The 23,084-nt window shown below is 63.1% G+C and carries 20 protein-coding genes and 1 pseudogene; 8 read left to right on the forward strand and 13 right to left on the reverse strand.

All coding sequences use genetic code 11. The features are described 5' to 3' along the window. Positions 1–5 precede the first annotated feature (5 nt). Complete coding sequence (locus CHB87_RS17600; protein WP_089409745.1) at positions 6–1,496, forward strand: RDD family protein; 1,491 nt, start codon at positions 6–8, stop codon at positions 1,494–1,496. Positions 1,497–1,544: 48 nt separating this feature from the next. Here the strand turns inward: CHB87_RS17600 and CHB87_RS17605 are convergent, their stop codons facing one another. Beyond that, entirely contained in the window at positions 1,545–2,054 is a 510-nt protein-coding gene (locus CHB87_RS17605; RefSeq protein WP_089409746.1) for a Cif family virulence factor, read from the reverse strand. A gap of 261 nt (positions 2,055–2,315) precedes the next feature. On the opposite strand from CHB87_RS17605, the gene CHB87_RS17610 reads away from it, so the two are divergent. Both CHB87_RS17610 and CHB87_RS17615 read left to right on the forward strand, forming a co-directional pair. Then, a complete protein-coding gene (locus CHB87_RS17610; protein WP_089409747.1) occupies positions 2,316–3,398 on the forward strand; it encodes a sensor histidine kinase in 1,083 nt (360 codons plus the stop codon). After that, the gene (locus CHB87_RS17615) at positions 3,395–4,177 is read left to right on the forward strand and encodes a LytR/AlgR family response regulator transcription factor (RefSeq protein WP_089409748.1); all 783 of its coding nucleotides are present in this window, start codon (positions 3,395–3,397) and stop codon (positions 4,175–4,177) included. Before CHB87_RS17610 ends, CHB87_RS17615 begins: the two co-directional genes overlap by 4 nt. A gap of 27 nt (positions 4,178–4,204) precedes the next feature. Here CHB87_RS17615 and CHB87_RS17620 read toward each other — a convergent pair whose 3' ends face one another. Continuing rightward, positions 4,205–5,608 (reverse strand): DUF5715 family protein, encoded by a 1,404-nt coding sequence (locus tag CHB87_RS17620; RefSeq protein WP_089409749.1) that lies wholly within the window; start codon positions 5,606–5,608, stop codon positions 4,205–4,207. Positions 5,609–5,974: 366 nt separating this feature from the next. Here CHB87_RS17620 and CHB87_RS17625 point away from each other — a divergent pair, with 366 nt between their 5' ends. Next, positions 5,975–6,718 (forward strand): glycosyltransferase family 2 protein, encoded by a 744-nt coding sequence (locus CHB87_RS17625; protein ID WP_089409750.1) that lies wholly within the window; start codon positions 5,975–5,977, stop codon positions 6,716–6,718. Between the two features lie 96 nt (positions 6,719–6,814). After that, entirely contained in the window at positions 6,815–7,588 is a 774-nt protein-coding gene (locus CHB87_RS17630; RefSeq protein ID WP_245818067.1) for a PEGA domain-containing protein, read from the forward strand. Positions 7,589–7,659: 71 nt separating this feature from the next. Here CHB87_RS17630 and CHB87_RS17635 read toward each other — a convergent pair whose 3' ends face one another. Next, on the reverse strand, positions 7,660–7,875 hold the full coding sequence (locus tag CHB87_RS17635) for a DUF3606 domain-containing protein (protein WP_089409752.1): 216 nt from the start codon (positions 7,873–7,875) through the stop codon (positions 7,660–7,662). 89 nt (positions 7,876–7,964) lie between these two features. On the opposite strand from CHB87_RS17635, the pseudogene CHB87_RS17640 reads away from it, so the two are divergent. Beyond that, positions 7,965–8,105, forward strand: a pseudogene (locus tag CHB87_RS17640) (BrnA antitoxin family protein); the annotation flags it as partial. Between the two features lie 189 nt (positions 8,106–8,294). On the opposite strand, the gene CHB87_RS17645 reads toward CHB87_RS17640, so the two are convergent. The 5 genes from CHB87_RS17645 to CHB87_RS17665 all read right to left on the reverse strand — a co-directional run bounded on the left by CHB87_RS17645 (position 8,295) and on the right by CHB87_RS17665 (position 16,374). Next, positions 8,295–8,498 carry a hypothetical protein gene (locus CHB87_RS17645; RefSeq protein ID WP_217897068.1) on the reverse strand — a complete coding sequence of 68 codons (204 nt, stop codon included), beginning with the start codon at positions 8,496–8,498 and terminating at the stop codon, positions 8,295–8,297. After that, the gene (locus CHB87_RS17650; protein WP_089409755.1) at positions 8,480–8,944 is read right to left on the reverse strand and encodes a type II toxin-antitoxin system VapC family toxin; all 465 of its coding nucleotides are present in this window, start codon (positions 8,942–8,944) and stop codon (positions 8,480–8,482) included. Before CHB87_RS17650 ends, CHB87_RS17645 begins: the two co-directional genes overlap by 19 nt. Then, positions 8,944–11,883 carry a DNA gyrase subunit A gene (gene gyrA / locus CHB87_RS17655; protein ID WP_089409756.1) on the reverse strand — a complete coding sequence of 980 codons (2,940 nt, stop codon included), beginning with the start codon at positions 11,881–11,883 and terminating at the stop codon, positions 8,944–8,946. Before gyrA ends, CHB87_RS17650 begins: the two co-directional genes overlap by 1 nt. Before the next feature lie 179 nt (positions 11,884–12,062). Beyond that, positions 12,063–15,473, reverse strand: coding sequence for an outer membrane beta-barrel protein (locus CHB87_RS17660; protein WP_245818068.1), 3,411 nt, complete (start codon positions 15,471–15,473; stop codon positions 12,063–12,065). A gap of 301 nt (positions 15,474–15,774) precedes the next feature. Further along, entirely contained in the window at positions 15,775–16,374 is a 600-nt protein-coding gene (locus CHB87_RS17665) for an acetate uptake transporter (protein ID WP_089409758.1), read from the reverse strand. A 346-nt stretch (positions 16,375–16,720) separates the two neighbouring features. On the opposite strand from CHB87_RS17665, the gene CHB87_RS17670 reads away from it, so the two are divergent. Then, positions 16,721–17,413, forward strand: a complete 693-nt coding sequence (locus CHB87_RS17670) for a hypothetical protein (protein WP_089409759.1) — start codon at positions 16,721–16,723, stop codon at positions 17,411–17,413. 242 nt (positions 17,414–17,655) lie between these two features. On the opposite strand, the gene CHB87_RS17675 is transcribed toward CHB87_RS17670, so the two are convergent. The 4 genes from CHB87_RS17675 to CHB87_RS17695 form a co-directional block, all read right to left on the reverse strand. Continuing rightward, positions 17,656–18,210 (reverse strand): 5' nucleotidase, NT5C type, encoded by a 555-nt coding sequence (locus CHB87_RS17675; protein ID WP_176441842.1) that lies wholly within the window; start codon positions 18,208–18,210, stop codon positions 17,656–17,658. A 68-nt stretch (positions 18,211–18,278) separates the two neighbouring features. Then, the gene (locus tag CHB87_RS17680) at positions 18,279–19,058 is read right to left on the reverse strand and encodes a zinc ribbon domain-containing protein (protein ID WP_089409761.1); all 780 of its coding nucleotides are present in this window, start codon (positions 19,056–19,058) and stop codon (positions 18,279–18,281) included. A gap of 739 nt (positions 19,059–19,797) precedes the next feature. Continuing rightward, positions 19,798–20,124, reverse strand: a complete 327-nt coding sequence (locus CHB87_RS17690) for a HepT-like ribonuclease domain-containing protein (protein ID WP_089409763.1) — start codon at positions 20,122–20,124, stop codon at positions 19,798–19,800. A 10-nt stretch (positions 20,125–20,134) separates the two neighbouring features. Next, positions 20,135–20,431: a nucleotidyltransferase family protein gene (locus CHB87_RS17695; RefSeq protein ID WP_089409764.1), complete on the reverse strand. Its 297-nt coding sequence runs from the start codon at positions 20,429–20,431 to the stop codon at positions 20,135–20,137. 136 nt (positions 20,432–20,567) lie between these two features. Between CHB87_RS17695 and CHB87_RS17700 the strand changes: the two genes are divergently transcribed. Continuing rightward, complete coding sequence (locus tag CHB87_RS17700; protein ID WP_089409765.1) at positions 20,568–22,214, forward strand: DHA2 family efflux MFS transporter permease subunit; 1,647 nt, start codon at positions 20,568–20,570, stop codon at positions 22,212–22,214. A gap of 9 nt (positions 22,215–22,223) precedes the next feature. On the opposite strand, the gene mutM is transcribed toward CHB87_RS17700, so the two are convergent. After that, positions 22,224–23,030, reverse strand: a complete 807-nt coding sequence (gene mutM / locus CHB87_RS17705) for a bifunctional DNA-formamidopyrimidine glycosylase/DNA-(apurinic or apyrimidinic site) lyase (protein WP_089409888.1) — start codon at positions 23,028–23,030, stop codon at positions 22,224–22,226. Between the last annotated feature and the right edge of the window lie 54 nt (positions 23,031–23,084).

Raw genomic sequence — 23,084 nt, forward strand, 5'->3', positions numbered from 1 at the left:
ATACCATGAGCTCCGCACAGCTCGACATTCTGCCCTCCGAGTACGAGGCCGCCGACCTGCGTTCAGACCGCTCCGACTCCCCCGTTGAAGTATTAGACGGAGGAGCAGCCAACGCGTTGCGGCAACAGGCAGCGGCGACTCTGGCCGCGCACCGCGAGCGCAGAACGCGCAGCCAGGCCGCGGCCCGGCTCGCCGCAGCGCCGGTTCAGACCAAGGCCAGACCCACGAACTCCGCCGCGGCAGCCGTCGCGGCACGCTTCGCCCAGTCCCCCAGCTACCGCGCCGTGCTGGCCGAAGAGGCTCGCCGCGCCATCGAACAGGCCGCCGCCGCCGCCGAGGTCGCCACGCGCAGCGCGGAGGCCGTCGTCGCCGCCCAGCGCCAGATCCTCGACGAGCTGCAGAAGTGGGAGGCTCCGCAGGAGTTCAAGCCCGGCCCGCAGGCAGTCGTGCCCGCCGCCGCACCCGCGCCGCGCCTTGTCACCACCGAAGCCGAGCAGCCCAAACCCTCCGAGTTCGAACCCCTGGCGCTGTCGCCGGTGGACCTCACCCCCATCACGCCCGCGCCGGCTCGGTCCGAGGTGGTGAAGGAACGCTCCTCCGCCGGGCTGACCGTTCGTCTTTACGAGGATGTCGGCCTGAAGCAGGTGCCCTTCAAGGACAACGCGCTCGTCCACCGCGTCGACCCCGAAGAGACCGAGGCGCTCGACGAAGAGATCGCCTTCCGCCAGTCGCCGGTCTTCGAACCGATCGAGCCGCCGGCGCCGCTCGAAGAGATTCCGGCCAACCTGCTCGAATTTCCGCGCCAGCTCGTCGCCACCCGCAAGGCGCGTCCCCGCCTGGCCGAAGGCCCGCTGCGCGAGGACGCCGACGCCTTCGAGGCAGAGCAGAGCGCGCAGCTCCGCATCTTCGAAGTCGAGGCCGACCAGCCCGCACCCGCCGCCGCGCAGGACCTGCAGCCGATTTGGTCCGCCATCTGGCTCGATGCCATCAGCACGCCCCCGGCCGCATACGACAGCGAGCCGGAGTATGAGCGCACCCTCGCGACCCGCGCCGAAGACCTGCTGCCCTCGCTGGTGCCGCCCGACACCGCCAGCATCCCGCACCGGCTGATGGCCGCCACGGTCGACGCCGCGCTGGTGCTGGGTGGATTCATCGCCTTCGGCACGGCCTTCGCCGTCGCCTGCGGCCCCACGCTCGAGCTGCCGGGCGTCGTCCCGACCGCCATCGCCGCCGTCGCGACGCTCGCGGTCTTCCACATCCTCTACCACCTGCTCTTCTTCACCTTCTCGGACGCGACGCCCGGCATGCGCTACGCCCGCATCGGCCTGTGCACCTTCACCGACGAAAACCCCACCCGCAAAGCCATGCGCAAACGCGTCTTCACCACCCTGATCGCCGCCGCACCGCTGGGTCTTGGCCTGATCTGGGCCGCGCTCGACGACGACGGCCTGGGCTGGCACGACCGCATGTCGCGGATGTATCAGCGCGGGTATTAGGGGCTCGTCCACTCTTTGCCGGCGCCGCCACGGGCGCTCGTAATTCCCTTACGCCGGCGGATTCGAAGAGTAAGTGATCGCCGCGATCCTCCAGCCATCCGCCGCCTTCACCAACTGCCAGGTCTCGCTGCCGCGATTCTGTGGCTTGCCGTCGATCAGGAATACAAAGTCGAAGTAGACCGAGGCGATCACGCCGTCCGTGTGGATCTGAACATGGGTGTGCTGCGGGTTGAGCGCCGAGGTCGACGTAGAGACGAACTTCGAAAACTCGGCGAAGCTGGAGTGTTTGACCTTCGTGGCAGAGGGCATTCTGGCGCGCGCCGCGGCGAACGCCTCGTCCGACAGCACGTTGAACCATGTGCTTCCATCGGCGACAAAGAGGGACGCCACGCGCTGGCCGTCATGGGCGACGACCGCCCGATGGAAGCTCTCCATGACCTGCTGAATATCGGCAGTGTCCCGGTCCGGCGACGCGGGCAGAGCAGCGCCATGCTGTCCTTGGGCGGAGGGGCAGAGTGCGAGCGAGATGGCGAGTAGTGCGGCTTGGATCCGGTGCATGTTTTTCCTCTTTCACGGCATGGCGGGTGATCGGTTGCGCCATGTCTCTGGCGAAGATAGAGGCTTTCCCCACCACGAAGTGAACTTTGTCTCCAAAGGGATCGGGGCTGCATGAACCGGCGCCCGCAGCGCATGAAGCGGCGCCCACAACATCCTCGCCTCGGCCAGAACGCACCGATCCGCGCGCGCCGCAGTGGACGCAGAGACGACATCTACGCCATCCTGTCCATGCAGAGGTAAACCGTGGCGGATGGCTGGAGCATGAAAGCGGCAGGCGGCAGGCTCCGGGGTGTTGTCCTCGCGTTCGTCTTCTGGACGGCGGTGAGTCTCGTGTTCGTCCTGCCGCTACTCGGGCGAAGCGCGAATCTGGGGCGCACTCTCCTGGCCGCGCTGGTCCAGTGGTGGTTGTGGGGGTTGCTGGCGCCGGGAATCGTCGCGGTCGACCGCGCGCTTCGGTTCCCTGGCGAAAGACTCGGCATGAGGGTCGCGAGCCATCTTGCCATCGGCGCCTGCGTCGCGCTCCTCTACAGTTACCTTCTGGCGGTAGTGCGCGCTCTCCTGCGGCTCGGCGACTGGTCGCAAACGCACTCGCATGCCGTACTCGTCGAGGCGGGCCGCGATATCTTCTGGAGCCTGCTCGTCTACTTCATGATCGTGGGAGCCACGCAGGCCTATTCGTACCAGCAGCGGTACCTCAGCGCCAGGATTCGCGCCGAGCGCTCGGAACGCATGGCGAGCGAGGCTCGGCTGCATGCGCTGCGATCGCAGCTCGATCCGCATTTTCTCTTCAACACGCTCAACGGCATCTCTGCCTACGTCGAACGCGATCCGCGTCTGGCGCGCAGCATGATCGAGCAGCTTGGCGACCTGCTGCGCCTCTCGTTGAAGTCCCAGGGCCGCGAGTCGATTTCTCTGCGCGAGGAGCTCGCCTTCGTCGAACATTACCTCGCGCTGCAGAAGATGCGCTACCGCGACCGGCTGCGTATCGAGATGGACATCGCCGCGGATGCCCGCGAAGCCCTCGTGCCAAGCCTTCTCCTGCAGCCTCTGGTCGAGAACGCGATATGCCACGGCATCGCGCCGCTGACGGGTGGCGGAAGCCTGACCATCTCGGCAAGGATCGCCGCGGGGCAACTCCTGCTGGGTGTGGTCGACGACGGCGTCGGCCTCACGCCGGGCTGGTCCATCGACGATCAGACAGGCATGGGCCTTCGTCTGACGCGGGAGCGGCTCGCGGTGCGCGATCCAGGCTCGCAGGGCCGGTTCGAGGTCCTGCCCGGAGCGGTTGGCGGCGTCGAGGTTCGCATCGCGCTGCCCCTGCGCTTCATGGAGGAGGCGCCATGAAGCCAACTCTGCCCGGTATCCGCGTGCTGGTCGTGGACGATGAGGACTCCGCACGCCTGCGCATCACCGACCTTCTCCGCGCGGACCCCGATATCGGCGAGATCGCGGAGGCCTGTAACGGCCAGGAGGCGCTCCAGTCCATCCAAACCAGGAAGCCGGACCTGCTGCTGCTCGACATCCAGATGCCGGGCATGAACGGCTTCGAACTGATCGACGCGCTCGGACCCGGACGCATGCCCTTGACGGTCTTCGTCACCGCCTACGACCAACACGCGATCCGCGCGTTTGAAGCCAACGCCCTGGACTACCTGCTCAAACCGTTCTCGGACGAGCGCATGCAGGCGGCGCTCGCGCGCGCGAAGGGCAGGATGGAAGATCTTCAGATCCGTGAGTTTGGACAGGGACTGGCTCGCGCTCTCTCGCACGCACCGATGCGCCGGGAGTATCCGGACCGCCTCGCCGTAAAGTCGGACGGCGTCACCCGGTTTGTGACGGCGAAGCAGATCGACTGGATTGAGGCGGCTGGGCCGTACGTGACGCTGCATATCGGAGGAAAGCAGCTCCTGCACCGGCACTCGCTGACGTCGCTGCTGGATCAGCTCGATCCCCGCCAGTTCGTCCGCGTACACCGCTCGACCGTGGTCAACCTCGAAAGCATCGTTCAGCTCGAACCGCTCTCGCACGGCGAGTTCGAGATGCTGACCAGGCACGGCGGCAGGCTCCGGGTGAGCAGAACCTACCGCGCAGCGCTGGAGGCCCGGCTTGGGCATACGTTTTGATCCCCAGGCGGTTGCAGAGAATCGGCGCTACTGCATCGCCGCGGCCAACGCCTGCGCCGACCCGCGATGCGTCACCACGATCCGCTTCGGCGCGGCGGACGGCATGTACTTGCGGTACACGCTGATGTGGAAGCAGGACTGCTGGAACTCCTCCTCCACATCCACCTTGCCCTGCTGGATCAGCGGCAGCAGGTACCCGCGCATCCAGGCGATCTCGGTCTGCGACAGGCCTTTCTTGGCGATATCCACGGCCTGACCCGTGAGGTGTGGAGAAGCCGTCTCGCCCTCGAACGGCGCGGCATTGCCGTTGGTATGGATCAGCCGCGCCTGAAACTGCACCGTACGCACGGCGGAGTTCACCTGCAGCGGCGTCTGGAAGCGGGCGTAGTGCGCGCGCGACATATCCGACAGGAAGCGCGCAGCCCAGGGGCGGGCGTAGCGGCGATCCACCGGCAGGCGCTCATCCACGGACAAGCCCTCGCTCAAAGGCAGCGCGACCAGCATGTTCGAAGCGCGCATCCGGGCCAGGTCCTCGTCGTCGCGGATGCGCTCCAGGCCGTCGGCGTCGGCGTTCACGTTCTGGCGCACCAGGATCTCGTGCGAACCCTTGAGCGGCGGCGGCATGATCAGCCGGCCGTGCTCGTTGAAGAGCTTCGGGCTGGGCAAGGGCGCGACCGTCGCGGTCTCGACCGGCGCAACCACCGGAATCTCCTTCATCTGCAGCGGCAGGCGCACGACGCTGACGGTCTGCTTCGCGGGCGTGCTCGAGGGCGGGTCGGGCAGCTCCACGATCGACTTCTGCATCGGCTGCGACTCATCGTCGGTGGGCGGGTGCGAGGTGCCGGAGTTCAGGTCCGCCGGAGAGAGCGCGTGGTGCGGGTCGACGGCCGGCGCAGCGGCTGGCGCCTGCGGGGCGTCTGCCTCCAGATGCACCTTGCGATTGTGCTGCACGTGCGGCTCGGGTCCTGCAGGCGCTGGCTCCGGCTCGGTGCGCTCGAGCTTCGCGACGCGCGTCGGCTCGGGCGCGGGCTTCTTGCTGGCGATGAGGCGCGGCTCGGGCTTCGCCTCCACCGCATGCTGGTGCTTGCCCTTCTCGCGGCTGACGCGGCTCAGCGCCAGCGGCTCGGGCGCTTCGTGGGTCTTGCCACGACCGTGCTTCGACGGCTTTTCAGGCTTCTCCGAGGTCTTGCCCGATGCTTTTCTGGAGGAGGTCTTCTTCAGCGCGGGCTCGGCCTTCTTGCCGGCCTTGGCGCTTGCGGCCTTCGCGCCTCTGGCTGGCTTCGCATTCCTCGCCTCAGCCTTGGAGGATTTGGACGCAGAGCTGTGCTCTGCCTTTGCAGGGGCCCGATGAGTCACCGCCAAAGCGGTTGGAGCGAGCAGAACCAGGCCAGACAGCGCCAGGAGGGCCGGGAAGGGGGCGTTTGCGCGCATACAGGTTTTTGGAGGCCGGGAAAGCGCCAGAGCAAGTTCGAAGGTACGAGGTTCGCGGTGCATGGATAAGTACCCAGGTTGATTCTGTTTACTCTTTCGCTAATTGCTGGCGGGGTGCAACGAGGCCCACAGGCTTCATCGCCGGATGCAGTATGTTGCTTATCGGCTTGATTGCAGGGAACTTGAGGGCCTACCCCAAAACGAGGCGGCACTTTCGTCAGGGTCCGGTTGCCGGTTCTCGACGCGCTGGCCTGGGCCGATATTCGACGCAGTGCAGCCGGACCGGGCGAGTCCACATCCAGCGAAGTATCTATATAGACACACAGATTTAGCGCGGCTGTAACAACCCCGGACTAGCGTTGTGGGATGCGGATCAGCTTCGTCATTCCTGCGTACAACGAAGAGGCCTACTTGCCGGCGTGCCTGGAGTCGATTCTGGCCCAGACACGCGGGCTCGACTGCGAGATCATCGTCGTCAACAACGCCAGCTCCGACCGGACGCGCGCGGTCGCGCTTTCCTATGTCGGAGTTACGGTCGTCGACGAACCGCGCAAGGGCTTGACTTATGCTCGGCAGGCCGGCTTCTGCGCCAGCTCGGGCGAGCTGATCGCCAACGTCGACTCCGACTCCCGCCTAACGCCCGGTTGGGTCGACATGGTGCTGGCCGCCTTCGTCGAGGAGAAGAATCTTGTCGCGCTCTCAGGCCCGGTCGTCTACTACGACCTCACGCCGTCGCAACGCGTGAGCGTCCATGTCTTCTACCTGCTGGCGTTCATGGTCTATGTGACCAACCGCTACATTCTGCGGGCAGGATCGATGGTGCAGGGCGGCAACTTCGTGCTGCGCAGCGAGGCGCTGCAGCAGATCGGCGGCTTCAATCTGTCGATCCCCTTTTACGGCGAAGACACCGATATCGCTCGTAGAATGAATCGTTTAGGAAAAGTCGAGTTCACCTTCCGGCTCAAGATGTTCTCCAGCGCGCGACGGCTGAAGAAGGAAGGCATGCTGACCATCGCCGCCCGCTACACCATCAACTACTTCTGGACGACCTTTCGCAAGCGGCCGTTTACGGAAGAGTACGTCGACGTACGCGAGCAGACCGAAAGCTAAGTTCTTTCCCACCATCGCCGTACCACTAAGGGGCACTTGCACCGGCACGGTTTCGCAGATAGAGTTCTCGCATCCAAGTTGTGACTCGAGGCCCCGGTGAAGATCTTTTCTGCCGCCGTATTCTGCCTGCTTTCTGCGGGATCAACCGCATTCGCCCAAGCCCCAGCCGCACCCGTCGCACCATCGGCTGCGCCAGCCGATCAGGCTCGCGTCTTCATCACCGACAGCAACTCATGGTCCATGTCAGCCAGCGGCGGCGGCGGCGGAAACCGCAGCGGCGGCGGCTTCGCCAGCAGCGCTTCCGGCGGCGCACGCCCGCAGACGGCGGAGATCATCAAAACCTTCGGCCAGCGATGCCCGCAGGTCATCATCAACAACCTTCCGCAGATGGTGGATTATGTGGTCGAACTGGACCACGAGGGCGGCAAATCGTTCCTGGCGCACAAGGACAAGGTCGCCGTCTTCGTCCGCACGAACGGCGACAGCATCTTCTCCGAGTCGACGCTGTCGGTCGGCGGGTCGGTTCAGGACTCCTGCAAGGCGATCCTCGCGCACTGGTCCGCGCATGCGACCGAGCTGAAATCCGCCGCCGCGGCAGCCGCAGCCGTGGCAGCCGCGCCCGCGGCCCCGATCGTCGTGCAGACCGCAGCCGCTCCCGCGGTCGCCCAGGGTGTGAGCGTGGAGGCAAGCGTACCGAACTGCGATATCGAGGTGGACGACGAGTTCGTCGGCAATACGCCGTCCGTCGTAACGCTCAAGCCCGGCAAACACAAGATCGTGGTGAAGAAAAAGGGCTTCGAGGACTGGAGCCGCAACATCACGTACAGCGGCGGCACGGTGCGTCTGAACGCCGATATGACGGCGAAGTAGCCTACTCGCACCGACGCCCCATGCGGCCCGGAAGACCCGGCGCTGCATGGGGCGTGCGTGTCTGGTCTCGACTACTCCAAGCTGACGGAGTTGGTGGCGAGCGCGTGGCGGACCTTCTCGACGTGGGTGCCGTGGACGCGGATAGCCTCATGCAGCAACTGGCCGGAGACGCCAAACTCCTTCGCCCAGTAGGCGATATCGGACGCCATCTTGGGGTTGATCTCGTGGGGGTCGTGCGGCGCCTTGGGGTGCTCGATGGGGACTGCGCTGGCAATGATGTCGGACATGCGTACCTCTTTCCTGTTCCTGGTTAACTGGATGAGGATACGCGGGGCGGGGATGTCCCTGGACGGAAGAATGCGGCGCGCGGAGGGTCTACCAGCCGGTGAAGGAGGCGGTGAGCCTGCGGCTGGATGCGGACGTGCTCGCCTGGCTGAAGAAGGATGGCGCGGGGTATCAGACGCGGGCTAACCAGATGCTGCGTGAGGTGATGCTGAAGGATTTGGAGGGCAAATGATGCTCTACTTCCTCCGAACTCGCCCTGATCTCAGGCGTTCTTAAGCCATATAGGCTGAGTTATATCCAAGGAAAATTTGAGCGAGGCCATCAATTCCGAACTTGCGGCGCGCGAGTCGAGGACTTCGAACTAGCTAATCTGATCTAGATTGTTTAAAGTCGTTGGGTTGACCAAAAGCTCGAGGACTGCCTATTTCGTCAATTCGCGAGCAATATCTTCGATGGTGACGCCAGCGAGCCATTGATGGCGGTCTGCTGTGTAGTCGCCGGGGCCGGAGCGGTGCAAGCTGATGAAGCGCGCAAGTCCGCCAGCGCCGAGTTCCCGGGCGAGAATGGTCATCGCGTGGCGGTCGAACTGTTCGTCGGTCATGTCGCTTACGGGTTGAGTAGCCATGGCGACCTCCTGCGACCCCAGTTTATCGGATTTTCCACTCGCGGTACCGGACTATTGGGTCTGCGACCCGCGCGCCGAAGGAAGCGATCGTCGACCGTCAGCAGGCAATCGACTTTGGTCAGCTCCGCGACCGCGAGGTGGAGGGCGTCGAAGTCGCCATATCCTTCAGCACGAAGGGCAATCGCACGTTGAAAGCTGGCGGGCGTCGGATGAACGAACTCCGACGTCAACGACAGCAATAAAAGAGCATCTTCCCGTCGTTCTCGACGGGGATTGCGTTTAAGTTCCAACTCGACGACGCTGCTCGCGATCCAGTGGACGCCGCCTGCTACGGCGATGTCCAGGATCTTCGCAATAGCGGCAGACTCAGCTCGCACTCTCGGCTGGCGCTGATCGTCGCCGGGACGATTCAGTACGCAGGAGTCGAGATAGAGCCGTTCAGCCACTACAACAACGTCCCGTTCTCCGGCTGCACCTTGGCTTCTTCGGGGGGGATGACCATGGCTGCGGCGACCTTGTCCTGGGCGTCCATGTCGAGGAGTTTGACGCCCATGGTGCCTCGGCCGGCGGCGCGGATTTGTTTGGTGTCGATGCGGATGATCTTGCCGAACTGGCTGATGACCATCAGCTCGCTGGTGTCGTCGACGAGCTGGATGCTGGTGACCTTGCCGATCTTGGGCGTGGTCTTCATGTTGATGACGCCGGTGCCTCCGCGCGACTGCAGGCGGTAGCGGTCGACGTCGGTGCGCTTGCCGTAGCCGTTCTCGGACACCGTGAGGATGAGGCAGGGGGTGAGGCCGAGCTTCTCGTCGAGCTTGTCGAGCTTGGCCTGCGCCTCGTCGTCGATGGGAGTGTCGGAGCCGAGTAGCTCCTGGCCTTCGGCGGGGGCGGCGCCTGCGTCGCGGAAGCTGGCAAGCGCGGAGGTGGGTCCGGTGACAGCTTCGAGCTGCTGGGTGAGGCCGAGGGCTTCGGCGCGTTCGCGGCGCTGGGACTCGCGCGCAGCCTGGCCCGGGGTGACGGCGGCGCCGATGACGTAGTCGCCCTTGCGCAGGTTGATGCCGCGGTTGCCATAGGCCGGGCGGCCCATGGCGCGGAGGTCCTGCTCGTCGAAGCGGATCGCCATGCCTTCGCGGGTGGCGAGGAAGATGACCTGATTGCCGTCGGTGATACGGGCGGTGATGAGCTCGTCGTCCTTGTCGATGCCGATCGCGATGATGCCGCGCGCCATCACGTTCGAGAAGTCCTTGAGCGGCGTCTTCTTGACGGTGCCGTTGCGGGTGGCGAAGAGGATGTTCTTGCCCTCTTCAACCAGATCCTTGACGGCGAGGATGGTAACGACCTTCTCGCCCGGCTGGAGGTCGATGAGCGAGGCCATGGCCTTGCCTTTGCCGGTGGTGCCGGTGTCGGGGATCTCGTAGATCTTGACCCAGTAGACGCGGCCGGTGTTGGTGAAGCAGAGCAGGTAGGCGTGGGTGGAGTCGATGATGAGCTGCGCGACGAAGTCCTCGTCGCGGGTCTTCATGCCGATGCGCCCAGTGCCGCCGCGGCGCTGCTGCCGGTAGGTGGTGATCGGCGTCCGCTTGAGGTAGCCAGTGTGCGAGACGGTGACGGCGACCTGCTCGTCGGTGATGAGGTCTTCGAGGGTGAGATCGGCGGCCTCGTCGAGGATCTGGGTGCGGCGGGCGTCGCCGTATTTCGCGAGGATCTCGCGCAGTTCGGCGGCGATGACGGCCTTGAGCTTGCGGATGTCGCCGAGGATGGCCTCATACTCGGCGATATTCTCGCGGATGCGGGCCAGCTCGTTCAGCAACTCGTCGATCGAGAGCTGGGTGAGGCGGTAGAGCTGCAGTTCGAGGATCGCGTCGATCTGCTTGAGCGACAGGATGAGGGTCGCGACGCCGGCTGCGGTGGTCGGCAGGAAGCGCGTGTCGATGTTGTACTTGCCCGGGTCGAGCGTGACGCCGGCCAGCTCCGCGCCGCGCAGGCTGACGGTCTTGCCGCTGAAGAAGGCAAAGAGGTTTTCGCGCGCATCGGCACGAGAGGTCGACTGGCGAATGATGCGGATGACCTGGTCAAGGTGGTCGAGCGCGATCTGGTAACCAAGCAGGATATGCTCACGGTCCCGCGCCTTGCCCAGCAGGAAGGCGGTGCGCCGGCGGACGACGTCCTGGCGGTGTTCGAGGAAGGCGCGAATGGCGGCGTCGAGCGACAGTTCCTTGGGCTGTCCGTTGTGGACGGCCAGGAAGATCATCGAGAACGACTCCTGCATCTGGGTGTGTTTATGGAGCTGGTTCAGTACGATCTGGTGCTCGGCCCCGCGCTTGAGGCCGATGACGATGCGCATGCCGTCGCGGTCGGACTCATCGCGGAACTCGTCGCGCGCGATGTCGGTGATGACGCCTTCGTTGACCAGCTCGGCGATGCGTTCGATCAGCTTCGACTTGTTGACCTGGTACGGAATCTCTTCGACGATGATGGCCTGGCGGCCGCCGGAGATGTTCTCGATGCGGCACTTGGCGCGCATCATGAAGCGTCCGCGGCCGGTTCGGTAGGCCTGCGGGATGTTGGTGCGTCCGAAGAGCGTGCCGCCAGTGGGGAAGTCCGGGCCGAGGACATGCTCCAGGCAGAGTTCGAGGTCCGGGCGGTGATCCTGCGGGGACTTCTCCAGCAGCGCGAGGCAGGCGTTGACAACCTCGGAAAGGTTGTGGGGCGGAATGTTAGTCGCCATGCCGACCGCGATACCGGAGCCGCCATTGACGATCAAATTCGGGAAACGCGTCGGCAGAACCGATGGTTCGACCGTCGACTCATCGTAGTTTCCGACGAAGTCGACCGTGTCGGAGTCGATGTCGGCCAGCATCTCGCTCGCAAGCCGGGTCATGCGCGACTCGGTATAACGCATGGCAGCCGGCGGGTCGCCGTCGACCGAGCCGAAGTTTCCCTGGCCGTCCACGAGCAGGTAGCGCAAGCTGAAGGGTTGGGCCAGGCGGACCATGGTGTCGTAGATGGCCGAGTCGCCGTGGGGGTGATAGTTACCCATGACATGGCCGACGACCTTGGCCGACTTGGTGTACTTCTTGTTGAACTGCAGGCCCATCTCCTGCATACCGTACAAGATACGGCGATGCACGGGCTTCAGACCGTCGCGGACATCGGGCAGCGCGCGGCCGATGATGACCGACATGGAGTAGTCGAGATACGACCGGCGCATCTCCTCTTCAATGTTGATGGACAACATGTTGAAGGCGCCGCGACCCTGCACATTGTTCCCGCCGTCGGGTGGGCTTCCGGCGGGCGGCGGGTTGTTCGAAGCGGCGTCCTGCGGGGAGGGAGCGTCCGGATTCTGCGGGTCGAGCGGGTCTTCTGGAAAGAGATCGTCAGCCATGGTTATCCCATTATTTTACTTGAAAATGACAGGGACAGGCGGGTAAACCGAGGGGCACGGAAGAAGCTGGGAATGCCAGAGGAATTGTGGCGTTTTCACCACAATTTCTATTCACAGGAGGCAAAAAAGAGGGACAGACCGAAAGGCCTGTCCCTCTACAAGAATTGCTGCAGGTTTTGTTAGAAGATCAGTTTGCCCGAGACCTGGATGGTGCGGGCATTGTTGCCGAACTCCACATTGGGCTTGTTGAAGAGTGCGTTGGAGACGGTCTGGAAGTTGTAGCTTCCCGTGTAGGACTTGCTGTCGACGCCATCGACCGAGCCCGGAATGTACTGGGCATGGTTGAGGGCGTTATAGGCCTGAGCTCCGAGTTCGACGGAGTAGTGCTCGAAGATCGTAACCCGCTTGTAGAGCGACAGGTCGAAGTTGTTGATCGGGTTGATCGGCAGCGTATTGCGGCCGACGGTGGGAAGCGTGCCGGAACCGGCAGCCACGTAGTAAGCATTGGGGTTCTTAGCGCTATATCCGACCGTCTGGCCGCCGACGACGATGGGATTCACGCCGGTTCCAGTTCCTTTGACGCCGTTCGGGTTGATAAGAGGGCGATCGATCGCAGTGCCGCTGTCGCCGTTCAGGTTGGAGTTGAATCCCGAGAGTGCGGTGGCGTACTCAGGCGATTCATAGGTATAGATAGGCGAGACCGTCCAGTTGCCGACGCCATTCTTCAGGAAGAAGTTGTGCGACGTCTGGAAGAACGGGAGATTGTAGACGGCCTCAACAACGACGCGGTGTGTGTGGTCGAGAGCGGAACGGCTGTAGTCGCAAGCGACGCACTGCGAGTTCTGCGGACGACGCGGGGTGAGAACGGTAGCGAAGACCTCGGCCGTCGCATCGTCCATCGTCTTGGACCAGGTCCACGAGGCGCTGAACTGAAGGCCGTGCTGCATGCGGCGGCTGAGGTTGGCGATCAGGGCGTTATAGCTGGACTGCGAGAAGGGCTGGTAAGAGGTGATGGTGCTGGTGAAGCCAGCCGCCCGGAAAGCCGGAATGACGGCATTCGCGGTGTTGATGGCAGCGAGATTCGTAGCGGAGGTTCCCGCTCTCTCGATGGTGGTCGTACCGGCAACGGTGTAGAGATTGTTGGTGGCGTTCACAGCCGGCTGCTTGTTCAGCTGGATCTGAGTCGGGAGGTGAATGCCGCGGGTACCGAGGTAGCCGATCTCAGCAGTGTAGTTCGACGCGAAGGTGCGCTGAACCGTGAGGCTGTAGGTCTCAGCGTAGGGAACGACCTGGTTGGGAAGATAGGCCGAGGTGCCTGCGATGGCCTGGGCCGTCGTCAAGGTACCGCTCGACGTGGCAGGCAGACCGCCGTTGGTGAGGAAGTTCGGCGCAAGGAATGCATAGATGCAGGTCGCGGTCTGGGCGGTCGTGCACTGCGGACTTGCGGGCGTCGTCTGCGCCACTACGTTCGAGGTGGTCGAGAGCTGCGGCGGGAAGGACAGAGTACCCAGGTTGTCGAAGAGCACGTCGTATGCGACGCCGAAGCCTGCGCGCACGGACGTCTTGGAATCGGGCGCCCAGTTGACGCCGACACGCGGAGCGAAGCTGGTGTATGCAGGCTGCGGCGCGTGGAAGCTGATGAGACCGGCAACGCTGGAACCGGCGTTGAGAGCCTGCGTGCGCTCGCCCACCGGAACGGAGGTGAACTCGTAACGCAGACCGGCATTGATGGTGAGGGTTGGTGTGGCGCGCCAGGTGTCGTTGATATAGCCGTAGAGCGCGGTCTGGTCGCCGTAGTAGGTGTGCGTGCCGCTGGAACGCTGGCCGAACTCGTCCGGCGCGAGGTCGTGAAGGAAGTAGTCGGTAGCGGACCACTCGTAGTCGCCGCGAGCGCGCTGCGTGAACTGCTGGGGCGAGATGTACTTGCGACCGTCGAAGCCGATCTTGATGGCATGCTTGCCCTTGACCCAGCTGACGTTGTCGGTGACCTGGAAGAGATTCTGGATGGTGAACTGCGGAGCGTTGCCATCCGGTCCTACGTCGTCGTAACCCTGGTCATCGAAGGTAAGGTTCGGGAACGAACCGACCGAAGCGCTGTACTGCTGGGGCGCCGTGATGGTGTTGGCGAAGCGGTTGAAGCCGATACGGAACTCGTTCGTGAGATTCGGCGTGAAGCTGTGGTACTCCGAGATCGTGGCGAGGTGGTACTTGTACGGCGTCGTGACGAAGAACGTCGGCAGATAAGCGGCGACGTCAGAGGTGCCTTCGGTGTTGTAGAGGTAGCGGACGCGCAGCGAGTCCTTGCTGGAGATCGTGTAGTCCATGCTCGTGGTGAGCGCATCGAAGTTGGTGAAGACCGGGGCCGAGACAAGCAGGTTACCCAGCGGGATGTTGGTGGACTGCGTTGCCGTTCCCGTACCCGTGGTGTTGTTGGTGACCGTCAGGTATTGCGGACCGCTCGCCTGGTTACCGCAGGCGACGTCGGCTGCCGCATCGATACCAGTTCCACCGGCGCCGGTGACGGTGGCTGCCGGCACGTAGGTCTCAATCGCGTTGAGGTTGGTCGTATTGAAGCCGTAGCCGGTCAGACTCTTCAGGGTGGTGAGACCGGCAGCGGTCGGCGTGCAGAGGTAATAGCTGAGGCTCTCACCGGTGGTCTGACGCTCGAAGTTGCCAAAGAAGAAGAGCTTGTCCTTCCAGATCGGTCCGCCGAGCTGGCCGCCGTAACGGTTGTAGTCGTAACGCGGAATTGGGAAGATCTTTCCACCGGCTACGCCTGCCGCTGCGTTCAGGTTGCGGTTGTTCATGTACTCGTACAGCTTGCCGTGGAAGGCGTTGGTTCCCGAGGTCACGGTGGTGTTGAACTGACCGCCGGTGGAGTGACCGAACTCAGGCGAGAACTGGTCGGTGATGATGGTAAAGTTGGCGACCGAGTCGTTCGGGATGTAGATGAGGGGACCGGTGACGGCCTTATTGTTGTTGTCGATACCTTCGATGGTGAAGTTGTTGCTGCGCGGACGCTGACCACCGATGGAACCGCCGACGCCGATTCCGACGCCGCCCGACGAAGTGACGCCGGGGCTGAGCAGGGCTGCGTTGAGCACGCCCTCGCCGCTCGTCGTGTTCGGCAGAGTGGAGAGCTCCTCGGTCGAGTAGGTTGCGGTGAGGTTGGTCGAGGTGGTGTCGATGGTGACGCCCGAATCGACCGTCACCTCAACCGACTGCGAGGTCGCGGCAGCGAGGGTGATATCGGACGTCGAGGTCTTGTTGGTGTCGATGACGACGCCCTTGAGATTGTAATTCTGGAAGCCCGAGTTCTTCACGGTGACGTCATAACGACCGCTCAGAAGATTGAGGACCAGATATTCGCCGCTTCCGTTCGTGGTGGTCGTGGTAGAGATACCGGTGTCCTGGTTGGTGACCGTGACGGTCGCCTTGGCCACAACAGCGCCGGAAGAATCCTTGACGATGCCAGCAAGGTTACCGCTGGTAACCTGCGCGAAGGCCGACGGCGTCATCAGTGCGGAGGGTGAAGCTAACAGAGTGACCGCGAATAAAGATTTGAGAAGCGGTGAGGAGATATTTCGCAAGTGGCGGCTCCTGGGCATGGGCCCGGTTAACGTGATGCGGTGAAATTCCGCCGGGCATGCGCCCGAACTCTAGATGTTGGTAATCTTCACCATTGCACGTCATGGGCCAAAGTTACGAAGCCGTAAAGAGACTGTGAAAAACCCGCAACTTCATCACTTTGCGAGACTTTCTCAAGAAACCGATCTATGGAAATCTGTATGCGACCCATGAAAAGACATACCTGGGCATACCCGCTTTCATAGATCAGGGCGCACCTTTCCCTTCGGGTGCGCCCTTCGATGTCCAGGATGAGTTCGCGGTCTAGCGGAGAATCGGCTCTCCGAGCGGGATGACGACGCGTCCGGCCGTGGCGTTCAGCACCTCGATGAAAGCCACCAGCAGCGCATCCGCGCCGGTGACCAGGCCGAGGTAGCCGCCGGCGTGCCCCGTGCCGTAGCCGGCGTCTCCTGCGGCGAGCAGGAAGAAGGTGATCCACAGCAGCAGGAAGATGCTCCACACGGCCTTGCTCGCGCGGAAGGTCACGATCCACAGCAGGAAGGTGAAGATGCCCCACATCAGCAGGACGAGGGCGACGGCGCTGGCGGGCGGCGCCTTCAGCCAGCCTGCGCCGACGGTCCACTGCAGGAAGGCGAACCACCACCAGAACAGTCCGTAGCTCGTGAAGGCGACCATGCCGAAGGTGTTGCCGGTCTTGAACTCCAGCACGCCGGCGATCAACTGCGCGACGCCGCCGTAGGCGAAGGCGAGCGGCACGACGACCGGGACGGCCTCGTGCGGCAGCAGACCGGCGTTGATGGCCGAGAGCACGCAGGTGGTGAGGCCGAAGCCGGCGAGGCCGAGCGGGCCGGGGTTCGCCAACTTGACAGGTGCGGAGTGCGGGACTTCGACGAGCTGCGCCATGCGTGCCTATTTCTCCCTGGTGTGGACTGCGAAATGAAGGTTGTTGCGGGGCGCGGATCATCCTACATGGGCCGGTGGCGGGCTGTCGCGTGGGATTCGATGTCGTTTCAATAAATTCTTCCGCGCCGGTGAGCAACCTCGCTTTCGGGCAACACATCGCATTGAGTGCGGATGTAGTCTCCGGGCTTGAGACATGTCCCGCAAACCTTGTTTTGTTTGGGTAGCGCGGATTCGGTGGGCTAACCGTCTCCGCGCATCGCCCGTCTTGGCACCACTTTTCTGTGAGCCTTGGAGGTTCTCACCTTTGACGCTCGGCTTCGGCCGGGCTTGTCCATGGAGACTTCCGATGACGACCTACTCATTTTCCACCCCACGCAGTGCGGATTTTCGGTCGTACCGCTGGCCTCTGCTGAAGGCCGCGATACTTGTGGGTGCGCTGGCGCTGCCAGGCGCGCTCTTCTCGCAGGGTTTTGTCTCCTCGGGCTCTGCCTCGAATGCGAATGGTTTTCACCCGACCGCTACGAGTAACGGCAAACCGGAGCCCGCGCCCAGGCATATCGACACGCGGGTGCATGACGGCATCCTGACCGTCGACGGACTGGTCGCGAAGGTCGATCTGAACTATCCGGTCGACGCGCCGTTTACTTACTTCTTTGTCCCGGGTGTCGGCACGGCTATCGTCGCGCTCGACCACTTCCCCAACTCGACGCCTCAGAAGAACGCGTTCAATGGCAACACGCTGACCATTATGGCGGGCGGCCATGAGATCCAACTGACCAACGGCGGTCCTTTGCTGAAGGAAAAGGGCAAGGACGAAGCCTGGGTCGCCTTCGACCCGGACTACAACCGCGCCAGCCGCATGCCGATGATGGGCTATGGCGAGGCGCTCCGCGCGCCCTACCAGTGGCCGGGCGCCAAGCCTGAGACGACGCAGTCCACCGCGCTTGCGCCGCCAGTTCCCAAGAGTCTTCAGCCGAAGATGGAGGTCTCGTCTTCATATTCCGTGACGGTCGCGCCGGCGGCGAAGTCGAATCCTTAGCGTCGACAACCCAAACCCGATAGGGTGTCAACCTGAACCCGGGTAACTGTCCTCCTGAACGCAGTGAAGGATCTGCTTTTTTGAACTGGCGACCATGCCGGTCCGAGAAGCAGATCCTTCACTGCGTTCAGGATGACAAACCTTCAGTTCAGGATGACAAACGTTCAGGGTCAGGACGACCGATCTGTTCAGGGTCATGACGACAAATCAGGGTCAGGACGACAAACTTTTCGGTTAGAGACCTACAGGTCGCCCAGCCCGCGTCCATTGCCCGACAGGAACATCTGCTCCACCGCCAGCCAGTCCTTCACCCGGCGAAATCCCGTGACGTTCACGTTGTGGGGCGCACTGTAGAGAATGCCCTCGCCGGTGAAGCGCCGGAGCTGGCGCGGGTTGTCGTCGATCAGATAGTCGGCCTTCAGGATCGCCTTATCGCCGCAGTAGACGACGTTCGACGGCGGAATGAAGGGGAAGTGCTCGGCCAGCCAGTGGTACTTGGCCATGAACGAGGTCGGCACCTCCATGGCGGCGGTGGCGATGAAGACCTCATAGTCCTTCTGCAGGTCGCGGATGACGCGCTGCGAGTGAGGCATGACGTTCAGCACGCGGAAGAAGTCCTGCGAGCACATGTAGGCTTCGAGCGCCGGATGCCGGTCCACGCGCACCACGTCCCACAGCCACTTGCCATGCAGGTCGGCCTGCGTCAGCTCCTCGTTGAAGTCGCGGTTATAGCGGAGGAGATGCTCGGTAACCGCGTCGGCGATGACCTCGTCCATGTCGATGCAAATTCGTTTCATCTTGACTGAAGAATACGCCCGGTGAAGGCATGCGCGAAATCACCCGCCGGGGGCATCTTCCGCACGCTTTACAACCCGCGCACGATGCGCGCCGCGATGCTTTCCACCTCGACCACCTTGCGCTGCGGCGAGTCCCGCGCCGGGTCGTAGTAGAGCAGCCGTCCGCAGCTCTCGCAGGTCATCATCTCGGCGTCGTTGTCGCGGTTGCGCAGGTCGTTCCAGCGCTGGGGGCGAAACATCATCTGGCAGGCCATGCACTTCTGGTTCAGCGCCTCGGCGACGCCCGTTCCCTTGGCCTTCGCGATGCGGTCGTAGATCGAAAGCGCCGTCTCGCCGATGAGCGCGCGCTGCGCCGTGCGTTTCACTTCGACCGCGGCCAGCAGCAGCTTGTCCGCCGCGACCGTCTCGGCTGACTTTGCGCTGGCGCTTGCCAGATTCGCCTCCGCCTCGGCGACGGCCTTGTCGGCGACGCGCTTCTGCGCTTCGAGTTCCTCGGTCCGCTCCATCGACTCCAGCTCCGCGTCTTCGAGCTTGGCGATCTCGCCCTTCGCAAACGCAATCTCATGCTCGAACGCCGTCACATGCGCCGCGACGGTCGCGCCTTCAACCTTCTTCCGCGTCTTCTCAATCTTCGCCTGCTGGTCCTTCACGTCGGACTCCTGCCGGCGGCGCAGCGCCTCCTCCTTCGCCAGCAGGTCGACGACGACGGCGCGCTGACCGGCGAGCGCGGCGGCTTTGGTCTGCAACTGCGCGACCTGCTTCGGCAGCGCGACCATCTCCTCGCGCAGACGGCGCGCCTCGACGTCGTGTTGCTGGAGGACGATTAGCTTTTCAAGATCGGGGTGCATGGTGGCTCCTGTAGCAGTGATGCTACAGGCAATCGTCCAGTAGGGGCTAGGGTAACGAGAAAGCGCTATCAGGAATCAATGAAGTCCACTCATTGGATTGCGATAAATCGTCGCGTCGTCTGCACCGCGAGCGTCCGCCACAGTGTAGACAGCGTAATACAGGAGGAAAAAGCCTCCGACCACGGCAACAGGGATTGCACCAATGATAGTCACTGACGATAGGTAGACGGCCCCCGTAATGATGCCTCCTCCGATGCCAAGGGGGAAGAGATAGGTCCACCAAGGCGTGTGGGCTAGAGGACCGGTCAACTTTTCGACGTCTGCCCTTGCGTAGATGGTCGGCTTATTGGAGCCGTGCATACAACTCACACTCTCCACCATAAAAAGAGGGTTCTTGCAAATCCTCCGTTTATGCGGCTCGGCAACTGTATACAACCCGAGCTTCGCGCCTGCAAACTGATACGTCGACGGTGGCCAACCTTCACCGTCCGAGCGAAGAACTTCCGTTTCTGTGCCGTGCGTGATTGGAGCCTGAGCCTGGATGTTGTGGCTGCCTCCGGCCACGAGGACTGCGGCTACGGCGAGAGGTATGAGTCGTTGATTGGGTGATCGCATCGTTGGCTCCAGGAGTGATATGCCGCTCCAGGACCTACAGTAGTGTTGCGACAGGCGCTTGCTTTGCCCATACATACACCTTCTCAAGTGTCACAACGTTCACGAGGATTATCTGCAACCTTTCTTATGGAACCATCATTGCCAAAGCACGCTGGACTGACTCCTTCAAGAAAGGCAGATCGAGTTGCACCGTGTCCCAGACGATCCTGTCGTCCACCCGATGGTAGCCATGCCGGAGTATGTTGCCCATCCCCATCAGCCCTTTCCAATCCGGGCCGGGGCAAAGCGCACCGCCCTCGTCACCCAACCGGTATGCAGCCTCAGTCACAATCTGGAGCTGCCGCTCTACAGCGGATCTCGTCTTCTGATCGTTTTCATACGCGGCGAAATCGAAGCCTGCCAGAAAACTTTCGATCAGTGCGATGGCAGTGAGGATGTCTTGAAAATGCATCCGAGCGTCTCTAAAAGGCAACCACGGCCTCCCGGATCGCCTGCTCACGAATCGGCTCTCGCATCCATGCAGCCGAGGACAGCTCCACCTTCGCGCCCAGTAGAGCGCCGAGGCGGTGCTCCAGGCTGCCCACGCTTACCAGCGTCACGCGCTTCCGCTGGTCGAAATCGACGAGAAGGTCCACATCCGACTCCGGCCCGGCTTCCCCGCGCGCCACCGATCCAAAGACGCGCAGATGAGCGACTCCGGCAGCCTGTAGCTCCAGAGCGTGCTCACGCAAAACGTCGAGTACGAACTCTCTGTTCATCAATCTCCAGCGCTCGCTTCATTCTCCCGCCGTTCGCTGGACAACACAATAACAATCGGACACTGTCACCACAAGAGACCAATCGGTCGCAACAATCTTTGCATCGGCAAGCAACCCGTGGAATCGAAAACTCTACATGGCTGCCGCTACCGCAACCCTCACAGAAGCTCAACAACACGCCGCCGACGCCGCATGGCGGCCGAAGGCGAACATCTGGGCGATCGCCCTGACGGTTACGCTCGCCACGTTTATGGAGGTGCTCGACTCCTCCATCGCGAACGTGGCGCTGCCGCACATCGCCGGTTCGCTCGGCGCGTCGCAGGACGAAGCCACCTGGGTGCTGACCAGCTACCTGGTCTCGAACGCCGTGATTCTGCCGGCTTCCGCCTACCTGACGACCTTCATCGGACGCAAGAAGTTCTACATGATCTGCGTGGTGCTCTTCGGCGTCAGCTCGATGCTGTGCGGTCTGGCACCTTCGCTGCCGATCCTGATCTTCTGCCGCGTGCTGCAGGGCGCGGGCGGCGGCGGTCTGGCGCCGTCCGAACAGGCGATTCTCGCCGACACGTTTACACCGAAGCAGCGCGGTCAGGCCTTTGCGCTGTACGGGCTGGCGGTCGTCTGCGCGCCGGCCATCGGGCCTTCGCTGGGCGGCTGGATCACGGACAACTACAACTGGCGTTGGATCTTCTTCATCAACGTCCCCATCGCGATGCTGTCGCTCTACCTGACGAACCGGCTGGTCGAAGATCCACCGCACGTGACGCGCGAAGTCGCCGAGTCGAAAAAGGGCGGCCTGCAACTGGACCTGATGGGCTTCGGCCTGCTCGCCGCCGGCTTCGGCTCGCTCGAGTTCATTCTAGACAAGGGCCAGGAGGACGACTGGTTCGCCTCGCACATCATCGTCTTCTTCTTCTGGCTGTGCGTCATCTCGTTGATTACGCTGGTCTTCTGGGAGCTCTATCAGATCAGGGTGGGCAACCGGCCGATCCTGAACCTGACGCTCTTCAAGCGCCGGACGTTTTCAATCCCGGTCATCCTGATGTTCGTGCTGGGCTTCTCGCTCTACGGCACCACGGTGTTGATTCCGCAGTTCGTGCAGACGCTGCTGGGCTACACGGCGCAGCTCGCCGGACAGGTGATCTCGCCGGGCGGCATCTGCATCATGCTGATGATGCCGGTGGTCGGCTTCCTGATCGGCCGAACCGACCCGCGCTGGCTGATTTGCTTCGGCTTCTCCATCCTGGCCACCTCGATGATCTGGATGCATCAGGCGCTGACGCTCGAGTCCAGCTTCAAATACATCATGTGGCTGCGCGTCTACCAGGCGTCGGGGCTCGCGTTTCTCTTCATCCCGATCAATACGATCAGTTATACGGGGGTCGCGCGCGCACAGAATAACGACGTCGCCGGCCTGACGAACCTGGCGCGCAACATCGGCGGCTCGGTCGGCACGGCGTTCGTGGCGACGATGCTGTCGCGCGGATCGCAGCGGCACGAGGCCTACATGATCCGCCACCTGACGCCCGGAAGCCCGAACTTCGACAACCAGGTCGGCATGCTGAAGGGCTTCTTCGGCGGCCACTCGGGCGGCAATAACCTGACCGGCCCCGGCGTCTATACCGCGCAGGCCTATATCTACAACCTGATGCATCGGCAGTCGGCGATGCTGGCGTATCTCGACATCATCGCCATCTTCGCGGTCTTCTGCACCTGCATGATCCCGCTGGTGCTGCTGATCGGCAAGATCAAGCCGGCGGCCGACGGTCCGGCGATGCATTGAGGTCTTGATTTACCGCTGGCAGACGGGGCAGAAGTGCGTGCTCCGTCCGCCGACGGTGATCTTCTGGATCGGCGTCGCGCAGACCAGGCACGGCTCGCCGGTGCGGGTGTAGACCTTGTGTTCGAGCTGGAAGAATCCCCGCACGCCGTCCGCATCGACATAATCCGAGACCGACGAACCGCCAAGCGAGATGGCGTGTTCGAGGACCTCGATCAGGGCGATCCGGAGCCGCAGCAGCTCGGCGCGGGTCAGCCGCCCGGCGTGACGCTTCGGCCGGATGCCGGCACGGAACAGGCTCTCATCGGCGTAGATATTGCCCACGCCATGCAGCAGCGACTGGTTCAGCAGCGCGGCCTTGATCGGCGTCCTGCGGCCTTTGAACAGCGCAACGAAGGCATCGGGCGAGATCGTTAGCGGCTCCGTGCCCGGCCCGCCGTAGCTCTCCTTCGAGACCGAAAGCCGGCCAAACCGCCGGGCGTCCACGAAGCGAAGCTCCTGCCCGTTCGAGAGCGCAAGAATCGCATGCGTGTGCGGCGGATGCGGGACCTCCGGCGCAGAGACCAGCAGACGCCCCGTCATGCCGAGGTGGATCAGGAACTGCGCCTTTTCCCCACCACGGCTCAGGTCGGCGACGATCGTCTTGCCGACGCGCCGCACCCCGTCGATGCGCGCGCCGGTGAGCGTCTCGACGATCTCCTGCGGCGGCGATTTGAAGGTCTGCGGCTTGTTGCTGGTCCAGACCTGCTCGACGGTCAGGCCGTGGATGCGGTCGTGGACGCCATTGGCGACGGTTTCGACTTCGGGTAGCTCAGGCACCTCCACAGGTTAATTCTTTTGCACGTTCTTCGTATTTTTGCGAGCAGCCTCCAT

The sequence above is a fragment of the Granulicella rosea genome, from assembly GCF_900188085.1.
Classification (GTDB): domain Bacteria; phylum Acidobacteriota; class Terriglobia; order Terriglobales; family Acidobacteriaceae; genus Edaphobacter; species Edaphobacter rosea.

Excerpts from the sequence above, each read along its gene's own strand:
- CHB87_RS17600 (WP_089409745.1), top strand. The coding sequence starts at position 6 with ATGAGCTCCGCACAGCTCGACATTCTGCCCTCCGAGTACGAGGCCGCC.
- CHB87_RS17605 (WP_089409746.1), bottom strand. The coding sequence starts at position 2,054 with ATGCACCGGATCCAAGCCGCACTACTCGCCATCTCGCTCGCACTCTGC.
- CHB87_RS17610 (WP_089409747.1), top strand. The coding sequence starts at position 2,316 with ATGAAAGCGGCAGGCGGCAGGCTCCGGGGTGTTGTCCTCGCGTTCGTC.
- CHB87_RS17615 (WP_089409748.1), top strand. The coding sequence starts at position 3,395 with ATGAAGCCAACTCTGCCCGGTATCCGCGTGCTGGTCGTGGACGATGAG.
- CHB87_RS17620 (WP_089409749.1), bottom strand. The coding sequence starts at position 5,608 with ATGCGCGCAAACGCCCCCTTCCCGGCCCTCCTGGCGCTGTCTGGCCTG.
- CHB87_RS17625 (WP_089409750.1), top strand. The coding sequence starts at position 5,975 with ATGCGGATCAGCTTCGTCATTCCTGCGTACAACGAAGAGGCCTACTTG.
- CHB87_RS17635 (WP_089409752.1), bottom strand. The coding sequence starts at position 7,875 with ATGTCCGACATCATTGCCAGCGCAGTCCCCATCGAGCACCCCAAGGCG.
- CHB87_RS17645 (WP_217897068.1), bottom strand. The coding sequence starts at position 8,498 with ATGGCTACTCAACCCGTAAGCGACATGACCGACGAACAGTTCGACCGC.
- gyrA (WP_089409756.1), bottom strand. The coding sequence starts at position 11,883 with ATGGCTGACGATCTCTTTCCAGAAGACCCGCTCGACCCGCAGAATCCG.
- CHB87_RS17665 (WP_089409758.1), bottom strand. The coding sequence starts at position 16,374 with ATGGCGCAGCTCGTCGAAGTCCCGCACTCCGCACCTGTCAAGTTGGCG.
- CHB87_RS17670 (WP_089409759.1), top strand. The coding sequence starts at position 16,721 with ATGACGACCTACTCATTTTCCACCCCACGCAGTGCGGATTTTCGGTCG.
- CHB87_RS17675 (WP_176441842.1), bottom strand. The coding sequence starts at position 18,210 with ATGAAACGAATTTGCATCGACATGGACGAGGTCATCGCCGACGCGGTT.
- CHB87_RS17680 (WP_089409761.1), bottom strand. The coding sequence starts at position 19,058 with ATGCACCCCGATCTTGAAAAGCTAATCGTCCTCCAGCAACACGACGTC.
- CHB87_RS17690 (WP_089409763.1), bottom strand. The coding sequence starts at position 20,124 with ATGCATTTTCAAGACATCCTCACTGCCATCGCACTGATCGAAAGTTTT.
- CHB87_RS17695 (WP_089409764.1), bottom strand. The coding sequence starts at position 20,431 with ATGAACAGAGAGTTCGTACTCGACGTTTTGCGTGAGCACGCTCTGGAG.
- CHB87_RS17700 (WP_089409765.1), top strand. The coding sequence starts at position 20,568 with ATGGCTGCCGCTACCGCAACCCTCACAGAAGCTCAACAACACGCCGCC.